This is a genomic window from Bacillus sp. AK25, from assembly GCF_048270685.1.
Classification (GTDB): Bacteria; Bacillota; Bacilli; order Bacillales; family Bacillaceae; genus Bacillus; species Bacillus altitudinis.
Window position 1 is genome coordinate 1,673,680 of sequence record NZ_JBLUWC010000001.1, and the last position, 12,981, is coordinate 1,686,660.

The 12,981-nt window shown below is 40.7% G+C and carries 13 protein-coding genes; 10 read left to right on the plus strand and 3 right to left on the minus strand.

The window, feature by feature from the left end:
- The first annotated feature begins 15 nt into the window (after positions 1–15).
- Positions 16–1,128: a tetratricopeptide repeat protein gene (locus ACNO7B_RS08600; RefSeq protein ID WP_417901399.1), complete on the plus strand. Its 1,113-nt coding sequence runs from the start codon at positions 16–18 to the stop codon at positions 1,126–1,128.
- Between the two features lie 462 nt (positions 1,129–1,590).
- Positions 1,591–1,812 carry a hypothetical protein gene (locus ACNO7B_RS08605; protein WP_008343948.1) on the plus strand — a complete coding sequence of 74 codons (222 nt, stop codon included), beginning with the start codon at positions 1,591–1,593 and terminating at the stop codon, positions 1,810–1,812.
- Between the two features lie 39 nt (positions 1,813–1,851).
- Here the strand turns inward: ACNO7B_RS08605 and ACNO7B_RS08610 are convergent, their stop codons facing one another.
- On the minus strand, positions 1,852–2,547 hold the full coding sequence (locus tag ACNO7B_RS08610) for a YoaK family protein (protein ID WP_417901400.1): 696 nt from the start codon (positions 2,545–2,547) through the stop codon (positions 1,852–1,854).
- A gap of 34 nt (positions 2,548–2,581) precedes the next feature.
- On the minus strand, positions 2,582–4,447 hold the full coding sequence (locus tag ACNO7B_RS08615; RefSeq protein WP_417901401.1) for a DNA ligase D: 1,866 nt from the start codon (positions 4,445–4,447) through the stop codon (positions 2,582–2,584).
- A gap of 114 nt (positions 4,448–4,561) precedes the next feature.
- On the opposite strand from ACNO7B_RS08615, the gene ACNO7B_RS08620 reads away from it, so the two are divergent.
- Positions 4,562–5,410 (plus strand): Ku protein, encoded by an 849-nt coding sequence (locus tag ACNO7B_RS08620; RefSeq protein ID WP_007499384.1) that lies wholly within the window; start codon positions 4,562–4,564, stop codon positions 5,408–5,410.
- 28 nt (positions 5,411–5,438) lie between these two features.
- On the opposite strand, the gene ACNO7B_RS08625 is transcribed toward ACNO7B_RS08620, so the two are convergent.
- Positions 5,439–5,882, minus strand: a complete 444-nt coding sequence (locus ACNO7B_RS08625) for a DUF2188 domain-containing protein (protein ID WP_007499382.1) — start codon at positions 5,880–5,882, stop codon at positions 5,439–5,441.
- Positions 5,883–6,041: 159 nt separating this feature from the next.
- Here ACNO7B_RS08625 and ACNO7B_RS08630 point away from each other — a divergent pair, with 159 nt between their 5' ends.
- The 7 genes from ACNO7B_RS08630 to ACNO7B_RS08660 all read left to right on the plus strand — a co-directional run bounded on the left by ACNO7B_RS08630 (position 6,042) and on the right by ACNO7B_RS08660 (position 12,912).
- Positions 6,042–6,515 carry a VOC family protein gene (locus ACNO7B_RS08630; RefSeq protein ID WP_417901402.1) on the plus strand — a complete coding sequence of 158 codons (474 nt, stop codon included), beginning with the start codon at positions 6,042–6,044 and terminating at the stop codon, positions 6,513–6,515.
- Between the two features lie 48 nt (positions 6,516–6,563).
- Positions 6,564–6,977, plus strand: coding sequence for an Rrf2 family transcriptional regulator (locus ACNO7B_RS08635; protein WP_035700902.1), 414 nt, complete (start codon positions 6,564–6,566; stop codon positions 6,975–6,977).
- A 135-nt stretch (positions 6,978–7,112) separates the two neighbouring features.
- Complete coding sequence (locus ACNO7B_RS08640) at positions 7,113–7,964, plus strand: SDR family oxidoreductase (protein WP_417901403.1); 852 nt, start codon at positions 7,113–7,115, stop codon at positions 7,962–7,964.
- A 223-nt stretch (positions 7,965–8,187) separates the two neighbouring features.
- Positions 8,188–9,786, plus strand: a complete 1,599-nt coding sequence (locus tag ACNO7B_RS08645; protein WP_417901404.1) for a M48 family metallopeptidase — start codon at positions 8,188–8,190, stop codon at positions 9,784–9,786.
- 244 nt (positions 9,787–10,030) lie between these two features.
- Positions 10,031–10,747, plus strand: a complete 717-nt coding sequence (locus tag ACNO7B_RS08650; RefSeq protein WP_417901405.1) for a (Fe-S)-binding protein — start codon at positions 10,031–10,033, stop codon at positions 10,745–10,747.
- Between the two features lie 21 nt (positions 10,748–10,768).
- Positions 10,769–12,193 carry a LutB/LldF family L-lactate oxidation iron-sulfur protein gene (locus ACNO7B_RS08655; RefSeq protein WP_417901406.1) on the plus strand — a complete coding sequence of 475 codons (1,425 nt, stop codon included), beginning with the start codon at positions 10,769–10,771 and terminating at the stop codon, positions 12,191–12,193.
- Complete coding sequence (locus ACNO7B_RS08660; RefSeq protein WP_008343937.1) at positions 12,190–12,912, plus strand: LutC/YkgG family protein; 723 nt, start codon at positions 12,190–12,192, stop codon at positions 12,910–12,912. Before ACNO7B_RS08655 ends, ACNO7B_RS08660 begins: the two co-directional genes overlap by 4 nt.
- The last annotated feature ends 69 nt before the right edge of the window (positions 12,913–12,981 follow it).

Below are 12,981 nucleotides of genomic sequence, written 5' to 3' on the forward strand. Positions count from 1 at the left end.
GATTGGGGGTGTAGAATGAGCAAAGTTCCTGTGGCGGAATTGGCATCACTATTAAATGACTGGAACATGGAAATCAAAAAAGATCATGCAGATGAGGCAGAACGGCTATTTGCTAAAGCGAAACAGGCAGTAGAGGAAATTGATGATGCTGACATCCTCATATATTATTCTCTTCTAGAGAAAAGGCATCATATTCTGATGTACAATTTAAGAGGGCAAAAAGGCAATGTGTCAACGAAAAGTATAGAAGGCCATTATGGGAAAAAAGATGATGATTTGTCTAATCGCCTTGCTTATTATTTTGATTTTTATGAGGGTGTGTATGAACAGCATCAGGGGAATTATGAGGTTGCATTACAGATGTATCAAAGTGCGGAGAAGCTCTTAGATAAAATTCCAAGTGAAATTGAACGCGCTGATTTCGATTTTAAGGTCGCGTGGCTTTACTATCGCCTGAGTCATATTATGCTTTCATTAAGTTATATTCGTAGGGCTCTACACGTCTATAAACGTCACAAGCACTATGAAAGAAGAACTGCACTTTCATATTCTCTTATTGCAGCCAACCTTACAGAGATTGGCAGGTACGAAGAAGCGCTTGAGAATTATCGTTTAGCGGAAGAGGTGTTGACTAGCGAACAGGATGATTTTATGCTGGCTCAGCACCACCATAATGTGGCCATTTTATATTCATTTTGGAATAAACCGAAAGAATCTATTCGACATCTTGAAAAAGCATTGTCTCATCAAGAGTATTATGATTCAGATTTCTTTTTCCATTCTACGTATCTGATCAGCCGGGAACTCTGTGTGATTGGTGAAAAGCAGCGCGCAAGTCAGTATATAGAGGCTGCATATGCACGAATAAAAGATGCTTCTCAAGAAGTGTTTCAGCTCAAAATAGGCATCGTACACGATCTTTACTTAACGAATGTGCCACAAAGATTTCAGCAAATTAATGAGAAATTAAGAAAGTTAGAAGAAAAGAATGAATATCATGAAGTGAAAGAGCTTTCTCACTTTGCTGCAAAGTATTGTGAAAAGCAAGCACTTTATGAGCAGTCTGTTTTTTACTTGAATAAAAGTTTAGAAGCGGATTTACATATGAAAAGAATGGGGTTGATATAAGATGAAAACAGGATTAAAAGTATTATTCGTTGTGGGTTTAGCGGTCGCTGCGGCTGTTTTAACTGAAAATGTAGCGGGTTCTTTCGAAGTAGCAGAAAAAATCATTGGTGGTTAATCACCCAATCTTATCTCGCCCTTGTTGATGATGATCAGCAAGGGTTTTTTATATGGGTGAAAATAGGCTCTTCTTATTAAACGCTGCAAGAACGTTTAATAAGAAGAATTCGCAACAAAGGGGGTGTGCAAATTTGTTACCTGCTCCATTATTCTAAATAAACATAGGGCAGAGCAACAAGTTAAAAAGGTCACCTTTCTTTGCTTAATTTAATTTTTTGCAGGACTTTTCATTCAAATTTCATCAAATTGGTCTATTGTACATAGAAATTGTTACAAAAGAGGGAACACCGCTCCATTTGTCACGCATATGATGAGATGAGGTGTAAGTAGAAGGCAGGTGATTGTATGGATCCTCGGGTGTATGGAGGCTTTCATGGCGGCGGTTTTAGCGGCGGAGCAGTGGGACCTCATATTGGCTTTGGCGGGTATTATGTGAGCCCTGGCGTGTTCTCGGGCTTAGGAGGTTACCCTGGATATGGGGGGTTCGGGACGTTTTCTGGATATTCTCCATATGGCTCCACATTCATTATGGGGCGTCCTCCTGGTTTTTATGTAAGAAGTTATTAATGTTTCATCACAGTGATTGAAATAGCCATCTAAGATTGGCTATTTCAATTGGTGAAAGTGCTTAAATGTAGCTGTGGTCACAATAACCCCTAGGATGCAAATAGGCAGCCAAATGATGATAAATGGATCGTAAGCATCTGTATACGCAGCTAAAGCAGCTCCTAGGCAGTAAAAGACAATAGAACCGATTCGCAGCAAGCTCACATGTTGAATAGGGGCTTTTCTTTTTTCCCAATTTGATAAGCGTTGCGCCAAATCTTCAAATAAGTTAGCAAGTGTACTCGTTAAAACTGTTGTAGAAATGCCAGCGACATTTAATTTGCGTGCGCCCGCCGTTTGCATGCCCATCGCCATACTTAAAAGGATAATTAGCATAAAATAAGCACCTTGCGTATAAGGAAAAATGGTCATAAGAGCAAATAGAAGCAAGATGATGACTTCTATGATAAAGATGCGTGTAACGGCTTTTGGCCAAAATGTTTTTTCTTGTTTTCCACCTATGACAACAGCTAATAAAACACCTAGAACAAATCCGCTAAGTGCCGTGATGGAATGAAGAGCGGTTAACTGCAATGAACTGCCTGCTGCAATGCCAAGCAGTACAATATTTCCCGTCATATTTGCTGTAAACACATGCCCTAGGCTTAAATAGCCGATAACATCCACTATTCCTGCGGTAAGACATAAGAACATCAGGGCAATGTTTCGTATTGAGTGTGCGGTCAAAATGGTCATCCCTTTCTTTCTCTCTAATGAATAAGTGTAACGCTTAATGACCGCGTATGTCCATTTTATGAGCTGGTAACATGTCCTGCAACTGATATAAAACTTGTCGAAAAGAATCATCATTCACATGGTGCCTCATTTTCCGGAATGGATCGCCTTTTTCCTTTAGACGTTTCATAACAGCCGGGATCGTAAATAAAGAAGGGTGACATTCTTCGCTATTTAATTCTTCCCATTCAATCGGTGTTGCAACAAGTCCGAGCTCGTTTCCTCTCGGGGAATACGGGGCGATGATTGTTTTTCCAGCATCATGTTGAAGGTAGTCTAAATATAAACGGTTGCCGCGGTTTTTCTTTAGACGCTCTAGCGTAAACAGCTCGGGTGCTTGTTCGCATAAAAATTGGCAGATGAACGCAGTGAATTGTCTAGTTTGTTCATATGTGAAGGCATTTTTCTTCAATGGGATATAAACTTGCAGCCCTTTCCCACCACTTGTTTTAATAAATGCGGTGAGAAAGAGTCCATCTAAAATGGCCTTGATTCGTTTGGCTGCTTCTATTGCTAGGTGAAACTCTTTAACAGAAGGCGGATCTAAATCAAATACAATTTCTACAGGCCGATCTGTATCTCTCGTTTCAAAAGGAATATGAAATTCCATCGCCAGCTGGTTACCAAGCCAAAGCAACGTGTCAGGATCATTACAGATTGTGTAAGAAATATCGTTCGCTTGATCTGTCTCAACAAAATCAGGCGCATAATCGGGCGTTGCCTTTTGATAAAAAGATTCTCCACCAGTGCCATGAGGAAAGCGTATTAACGTAAGACGTCTTTCACGTAAAAAGGGTAATAAATAGGGAGCGGCTTGCCTCAAATAAAGTAAGTAATCTGCCTTTGTGATATGAAGGGCAGGTATAACCGGTTTCTCTGGGTGGGTGACGTCAATCATAGCTGGGAGCGGATAAAGCTGTTTGAGCATGTGTTGAAAGGTACACGTTGCTGGATCTGCATCGAATAAAAACGAAAAGAACCGGGGCTCACGTAAGGCTGATCCATCAAAAGAAATACAGGCGATCTTTGCGACAATGGATGGTGGGATTTCATAATGTGATGCTCCAGTCATTTGACCTTTGGTTAGAAATAAGGTGCGCAGGGTTTGTTCTTCTTCTTTAGAAAAACCATGCTTAAATTGGACAACCTCTAAGAGATTCGTTTCTTGATAAAGACATCCTTGAAAATAGCCATTGTCTTTATCAAAACGAGTCACGATGACAGATACAAACCGCCAATTTTTGATTTTAAGCCATTCTTTCGAGCGGGTATGCTCCTGCCATTTACTCATCTTCTTTTTAGCAACTAATCCTTCCGCTAAATAGGTCAGCATGATTTTTTTCATGTCATCAGGGCTGCTATCGGTTTGGATGATTTGAAGAAGAGAGGGGTGATTCAGCTGAACGGAGGGAGGAAGATTTGCTGCTTGGAACACCTCATGCAGCTCAGCTTTTCTTACAATCAGCGGTAAATCAACGAGGGATTTCCCTTTGCATCTCAATAGATCAAATGCAATCAAATGGCATGGAAACCGCTTAGCCTGGCGTTGAATGGTTTCTGTGTTTTTCAGGCGGCCTCTTTGCTGAACTTTAGTAAAGTCGCTTTCTTGTTCACTCAGTAAAAAGACCAATTCTCCATCTAGGGTCAGCGGTAAAAAAGGTGCAAGCTGCTTTGTTAGTTGCTGGCACTGATCAATGACTTCAGGAAATTGTTCATTTAATCGCTTTCCGGCTCTGCTCTCTAAATGGATGGCGTCTTTTTCCCATATAAGAATGGCCCTAAAGCCGTCATATTTTAATTCATACAGCCAGTCTGCTCCAGCAGGAATATCATGTGCAGACGTTAAACGCATCGGTTTCATTGTGTTTTCACTTCCTTACATCATGTGTTCTTATGGTGGGATGAAATTTTCATAAACATACATAACTCTGATGAAAACATTACATAGTAAGAAGAAAAGAACGGAGGCGTTACGATGCATACAGTATGGAAGGGCGGCATTAGCTTCGGACTGGTGAATATTCCAGTCAAGCTGTTTACCGCTACAGAAAACAAAGATATTAAATTAAGACAGCTTCATAAAGAATGCCATACGCCGATTAACTACAAAAAGGTTTGTGCTAACTGCGGCGAGGAGGTAGCGCCAGAGCAAATTGTAAAAGCGTACGAGTATGCCAAAAATAAATTCATTGAATTGGATGAGGAAGAACTCGAAAGGCTGAGAAAAGAAAATGAAGAAAAAGCCGTCGAAATTATTGATTTTGTGAAGATAGAAGAAATCGACCCCATCTATTATGAAAGAAGTTATTTTCTATCTCCAGATACCGGCGGAGCAAAGGCTTATTCATTATTAAGAAAAGCGTTACAAGAATCAGGGAAAATCGGTGTAGCCAAGATCATGATTCGCTCAAAGGAGCAATTAGCGATTGTTAGGTGCTACGAACATATTTTACTAATGGAAACCATTCATTTCCCTGACGAAATTAGGCAAGTATCAGACGTCCCCAATATCCCGCAAGAGGAAAACATCGTGAAGAAAGAGTTAGATACAGCACTCCTTTTAATTGAGCAGCTGACCACCACATTCGATCCAGCCGCTTATCGCGATGAATACAGAGAGCAGCTGATGAATGTCATTGGAGACAAAATTTCTGGAGAACATACCGTTCAACCAGCAACGACAGGTAAAAAAGAGGCTTCATCCAATGTCACTGATTTGATGGCCGCTTTGCAGGCTTCTATCGATCGATCAAAACCAGAAAAAACGAAAAAAGCAGCACCTAAGAAAAGAAAAGCACCCGCTAAAAAAGAAAAGAATGCATAAAGAAAAGACCGCTCGCCAAAGGGCGGTCTTATTTTGGCTTCACCACATCCTGAATCGTCCCATCTGTTCGGTGGATGACAACTGCTGTTCCTTTTTTAGATGAAATCTCTTTCGCACGGTCGATGGCTTCCTGTTTCGTTTCTTTTACCTCACTTGCACGCTTCGCTTTTTCAGTTTGAACCGCCCAGCCTTCATCATGTTTCACGACATGCTGCGCATGATCCATGAGCTCAGGTCGTGCAGAGCTGCTTTTCTTAGAAGGAGTCACAGAACCATGAGAGTGAAAGTCCTCCATTTCTTTTTCCGTCGCATTCTTTTTCCACTCTTTCGCTTGATTGATCGCAATTGGAATCGCTCTACCTTCTTCATAGCCTTCCTGCACCATTTTGTTGGCAATCTCAAGTGCTTTTTTTCGAATGACTTTGTCTAGTGATTGGAATGAAGCTGGATAATCTTCCATTGTCCAAGGCATATTGAACGCTCCTTTCTTTTATTTGAACACCTTCCCCCATATGCAATGGATCAAACATTTAACCATCTCAATCCAATGGCTTGGTTGAAATACATCGTTTTGCTGAGGAAGAATGTTTTCAATTCCTGCACAATAGAAGATAGTAAAGGAGTGATTGAAATGATGATGAAAGGCTTGTATGAAGCACATTTACCTGTGAGTGATTTGAAGGCATCCATTTCTTTTTATGAAAAATTGGAATTAACACTTGCTCATGAAAATGAACGAGTGGCCTTTTTATGGATTGAGAAAGGAAAGAGCTGGCTTGGCTTATGGAAGGCTGATATATCCACTATTCCATATCATCCAGCGACGCGACATGTCGCCTTCCAAATAGAAACATCCAGCATTGAACAGATCAAAGAATGGCTAAGAGAAAAAGGGATCAGCATTCATCCGATGTTTGGTTTTTCGGAAGAGCAGCAGCCTTTAGTTCTTGATAATCCGCCACAATTTCATGCCGCGATTTACTTTCTTGACCCAGATGGCAATTTGCTTGAATGCATTGCACCGCTTGAAATCGATGCAGGTGAATATCATGAGATGATGACATTTGAAGATTGGGAAAGAAAGAAACATCCGTTTATTGATTGACAAATCCGCTCATTGTAACTATATTGATTACAACGGTGGTGAAGGAATGTGAAACAAATTAGCAGCAGGTATACCATTGCTGTTCATATCTTGTCTTTTATTGCGGGTGTTTCAAAAGAGTGCACAGGGGATTTTATTGCAGAAAGTGTCAATTCAAATCCAGTCATTATCAGAAAAATGATGGCTATGCTCAAAAAGGCAGATCTCATTGAGATTCGCCGAGGAGTTGGCGGTGCTTCCTTAAAAAGGCCGGCAGAGGACATTACTCTACTAGACGTGTACCGGGCTGTGGATGTAAGCGAAGATGAAGAGTTATTTAACTTTCATCAACCAGTCATTGCATGTCCAATTGGTCAAGCCATGGATACGAGACTGCGGCAAGAACTTAAAGAAGCACAGTCCGCACTTGAGCATCACCTTAAACAAGTGACAATTAAGCAATTATTAATCGAGGCGGAGTAGAAAAAGCTCATACATAGAGCTTTTTTTACCCCTCCGTTGTAACCGTTTTGATTATAACGAATGATCTGATGTAAGAAACTAGCTGCTTCATACATGAAACATCACCGTTGAACGAAAAATGAGGAGGTCAAATCAATGACATTATTAGTGACAGGTGCAACAGGACAACTTGGATCGCTCGTCGTCAAACATTTGCTCGCAAAAGTACCAGCTGAACAATTGGCGGTCAGTGTTCGAGATCCGCAAAAAGCAGTCCATCTAAAGGAAGCTGGGGTGGATGTGCGCAAGGGAGACTTCACACAGCCGGATACACTTCAAACAGCGTTTCAAGGGATTGATCGCCTTTTGATCATTTCGTCTGGGGATGGAGATCGCGTGCAGCAGCATATCAATGCCATCCAAGCAGCGAAAGCAGCGAATGTGTCATTTATTGCTTATACAAGTGTTGTCAATGCAAGAGAAAGTCAGCTTAACCTAGCACATGACCATGCAAAAACAGAAGAAGCAATTTTGGCCTCTGGCATACCTCATGTTTTTCTAAGAAACAATTGGTATGTGGAAAATGAAAAAGATACGATTCTGGCATCAGTCAACGGAGCGCCGTTTATCAGCCCAATTGGTGAAGGTAAAGTCGGCTGGGCCACAAGAAATGACTATGCAGAAGCAGCAGCAAATGCGTTAACACTGCCGGCACATGATCAGGAAATCTATGAATTGTCAGGACCGCTTCGCACACACACTGAACTTGCACAAATGGTCAGCAAAGTGAGCGGGAAAGAAATCAAAGTAGAGCACATGGATGTAGATACATTTGGAGAATTTTTAGCGTCAAATGGTGTACCGAAAGAAGTTGTTCCATTTGTCAAAGCGATGCAAAGCGGAATTCGCGATGGGGCATTAGCAGTCGAAAGCCATGATTTCGAAAAACTATTAGGCCGCTCTTTAACACCTATTGAAGATAGAATACGAGAAATGATGTCAAACTAAACATGTAAAAACGCCCTGTAAAAGGGCGTTTTTTCTATCCTCATTGAGCCATTCTTTTGAAAATATAGGTGTAATGTCCATTTTGTCGTACATATTCTTGTATGTAGATGTTAGAATTTTATGAGATGATTCCAGCAAATGAATGACGCTTACTTTATTATGAAATACATTATTCAAGATATTCATTTTGTTTTAATCCTATTAAACAGCAGGATGTGATGACATGTTACGCAAAGCCTTCCTCTCTTATCTCACTGCCAGTATAATCACAATCATCGTCATTATGATTGAACTCGGTTTTCGTTCAGCCGTTGTTTCACCATTTGTTTTACTTGATTCGAACAAAGAAAGCAATCCAAAAGTATTCGTCGCTCATTCGCTATATCAGGGTGACGTTTTATTAACCTATCAAGACGGTTCTTTCAATGGCTCTTCAGAAGCATCCTTTCAATTAAGTGGAAAGTACATAAATCTCACACAGATCCCATCTGCGAATGGAATCAGTAAGATTGAAACAGACAAAATAATGAATGATAAGGCATTGGTTTTTCTAAGAAAAGGCTTTGTACCTATCCATGATGATACGATCATGATGGAACAGGTAACGCAAAATCCCTTCTTTTCTACATACAATCTAACGAATCTAACAGAAACAACTAAGATCAACACAAACTTTAAGTATAGCACCACATTTGTTACATTCATGACTTTAATGGGAATTCTTTTGCCCGCTTTGTTATTTTTCCTTTTTAACCTTCATGAATCGATGAAAAACCTATTCACATTATTCATTCCCTTTGTTCTAGCCATTTTTCTTCCCTTGGGATTAAATTATTATTTTTTAATGGGATACGTGCTATCAGTTACAGGATCTTATGTGTTGAGTATGATTCTCTCTATACTTGTGCCTAGTTTCCTGTCAGTCTTATTGACAGCTTATTCATTTGAGTATGTGACAAAAGATTCTTCTGATGTATTAGGAGAAAATGAAGACACTTTAGGAAATTCATTCTTCCTGAACGTTAGGGAGCAAGCCGTTTTATTTGGTGCTATCACTTTATCCATGATATATTTCGGCTCTTATTTAGTCATGCCTTTGGCGTTTCAAGCGAAGGTTATGGATCATCTTATTCTATTTTGTGCTTGGTATTTCGCCCTAGTCATCTTATTTATTATGGGTTACTCATTCATTCAAAAAATGATAAATAAGTATGAAGTCTTACGGACGGACGAATTCATAAATATTTGCAAAGATATTGAGCATCAAACGAACCAAAAGGTAAATATATGGGTAAAAAAAGACTCACAACATGATGTGAATGCCTGGATATATTCATTTCAACTTCCATTTAGAAGAAAAGTCAATCTATATGTGACGGAAGGGTTATTAGATAAGTTTGATACAGAGGAAATTCGTGCGATCTTATTCCACGAAATGGGACATGTAAAATTAAAACATGCGCATTTCACCATTTACCTCACTGTGATTGTCACTTTACTTATGGGAATCAGTATGTATTATGCCAGACAGGTGATGCTTGCCAATGGTTGGTGGCAATATATTTTGTTGTTCCCAGTAGGGGTATTAATCATAATATTTATGACGGAGTGGTTGCCAAAGAAAATGAGTCGGTTATTTGAGATTCAGGCGGATCGCTTTGCTGTTCACCATCTTGAGAATCAAACTCTATATCTCAATACTTTGATAAAATTAAGTCATTTGATTGAAGAAGATGGAGATGACGAAAGAAAATCTGAATGGCGTGAAAGTCATCCTTCTTTTGAAAAACGAATTCATCACATAAAGAAAATCATGAAGTGAAGGCGGTTTGTGTGAAAGACGACACTTCCTTCGGTAGTATGAAGAAATAAAAACATGAATGTTCTCAAACGCCCTGTAAAAAGGGCGTTTTTCATGTATCACACAAGCATGATGTCCAAATTTTAGACAAATCCGTTCGTTGAAATTTCAGAAATTTGGGATTAAAATGAAATGAAGGGCCATTATTTAGTCATCAGATGACCAGACATAAATCAAGGTGCAGTAAAAGAAAGGAAGTTCGCCGATGAGAGTCAGTTTATTTGTCACCTGTATCATTGACACGATGCAGCCACATGTAGGAAAGGCGACTGTTGAGGTATTAGAGCGGCTTGGTGTTGAAGTGGAATTCCCTGAAGCACAAGTGTGCTGCGGGCAGCCCGCCTTTAACAGCGGCTATACAAAAGAAACAATCAAAGCGGCCAAAAATATGATGAAAGCCTTTGAATCAGCTGAATATGTCGTCACACCATCAGGTTCTTGTAAGGCCATGTTTTTAGAATATCCGCACCTTTTTAAAGAAGACCGAGCGTGGTTCGCCCGTGCTCAGGCACTTGCTGCGAAAACATATGAATTAACGGAATTTATTGTTGATATATTACATGTAACAGATGTAGGTGCGAGTTTGAAAGGAAAAGCCACCTATCATACCTCCTGCCATATGACGAGACTGCTTAGAATTAAGGAAGCCCCTTTCACACTGTTGTCAAAAGTCAAAGATTTAGTGATGGAACCATTGCCTCGCGCTGAAAATTGCTGCGGATTTGGAGGAACTTTTTCAATCAAAATGACACCCATTTCTGAGCAGATGGTCGATGAAAAAGTACAAAGCATAGAGGAGACAGGCGCTGAATATATCATTGGTGCTGACTGTGGCTGTCTGCTCAATATCGGAGGAAGGCTGAATCGTCTTCATAAGCCAGTTAAAGTGATGCATATCGCAGAAGTGTTGAATAGCCGCTGAAGCTAAGAGGGGGAACGGCAGATGAGTATGAAAATTGGAGAGAAGGCTTTTAAAGAGCGGATCGGCGAAGGATTAGAAGACGCTGTGATGAGAGGAGCTGTTTCCTCTGCACAAGAGCGTCTGTATAAAAGACGGATGACTGCAAGTGAAGAGCTTGGAAACTGGGAAAAGTGGCGTGAACTTGGAGAGGACATTAGGCAGCATACACTTGCCCACCTTGATGACTACTTATATCAATTAAGTGAGAGCGTGAGCAGACGTGGAGGTCATGTGTTTTTTGCAAAAACAAAGGAAGAGGCATCGGCGTACATTCAAGATGTCGCACAAAAAAAAGCAGCAAAAAAGATCGTGAAATCAAAATCAATGGTCACAGAAGAAATTGAAATGAATGAAGCGCTAGAAGAGATTGGCTGCGAGGTAGTTGAAAGCGATCTTGGAGAATATATTCTTCAAGTTGATGACCATGAACCACCTTCACATATCGTGGCACCAGCCCTTCATATGACGAAAGAACAAATACGGGAAGTTTTTCACGAAAAGCTTGGATATGATATGTCAGAGACTCCTGAAGAAATGACCAAATTTGTAAGAGATTTGTTACGAGAAAAATTTCTTGAAGCAGATATTGGTGTGACGGGCTGTAACTTTGCTGTGGCTGACACAGGATCGATTTGTCTTGTGACGAATGAAGGGAATGCGGATCTTGTCACGTCCATTCCAAAGACACATATCGCAGTCATGGGGATGGAGCGGCTTGTACCAACGATGGAGGAGCTCGATGTCCTTGTCGGTCTATTGTGCAGAAGCGCAGTCGGTCAAAAGTTAACAAGCTATATCTCTGTCGTGGGACCAAAAGGAGAAGGAGAGGTCGATGGACCAGAAGAGTTTCATTTGGTCATTGTGGATAACGGACGGTCAAATATATTAGGGACGGAATTTCAGCCAGTTTTGCAATGTATTCGGTGTGCAGCCTGTATCAATGTGTGCCCCGTTTATCGGCATGTTGGCGGTCATTCGTACGGATCAATTTATCCGGGTCCGATTGGTGCTGTTCTTTCGCCGCTACTTGGAGGATATGACGACTACCAAGAGCTTCCTTTCGCCTCAAGTTTATGCGCAGCCTGTACAGATGCTTGTCCAGTGAAAATTCCACTTCACGAATTATTAATCAAACATCGACAAGTCATCGTTGAAAAAGAGGGGAGAGCGCCTAAAGCGGAAATGATGGCAATGAAAATGTTCGGAATGGGCGCATCCACTCCTAGAATGTATCGATTTGGAACAAAAGCAGCCCCTGTGCTCTTGAAACGTATGGCTTCAAACGGACAGATTTCAAAAGGTGCGGGTCCTTTAAAGAATTGGACAGAAATTCGTGACCTCCCAGCGCCAAGCAAAGAAAGGTTTCGGGATTGGTTTAAAAAGAAACAAAAGGAGGAGCGGCAATGAAAGGAACCATTTCTCATCGAGATCCATTTTTAGCACATATCCAGCAACAATTAGGCAAAAGCTCCTCCAAGCCTGCATCTATTCGGCGTCCGGTTTGGAAGCATCGAGTCAATTGGGAAACAAATGAAGGTCTGTCGAAAGAAGAATTGGTAGAGCAATTGAAGGTGCAATGTCAGCAAATTCATACGAAAGTGGTAGAAACAACGCCAAAAGAAGCACCCTCAACGTTACGATTATTGATGAAAGAGTATGGAGAAGGTCCTGTGATGACTTCGAGCGATAGACGTTTTGCACAATATGAATGTCATCCTATGTTTCAAGCCTTGCGGAAAGAAGGAATCTCAGTCACTAGCTGGAATGCAGATACATCAAGAGAAGAAAATATAAGGCGGGCAGAACAAGCGAAATATGCAGTGGTATTCAGCGATTACACACTTGCAGAATCCGGAACCGTTGTTCTTTCCTCCCATCAAGGTCAAGGGAGAGCACTTCATTTTTTACCGATGATGTATATCGTATGTATTGAAAAAAGCACAATTGTCCCGCGGATGATTCATGCTGTTTCAGCTCTTCATCGCCTAGTAGAAGAAGGAGAGCAGACGAAAGGCGCCATTCATTTTATATCAGGTCCAAGTAATTCTGCCGATATTGAAATGAATTTAGTCGTTGGTGTTCATGGGCCGGTGCGGGCTGTGTATGTATTAATAGATGATGAATGAGGGCTTTCGTGAAGAAAGCTTTTTTTTATGTAAACATTCTTAAAATTCATCTTGCCTCTAGGCGAATAG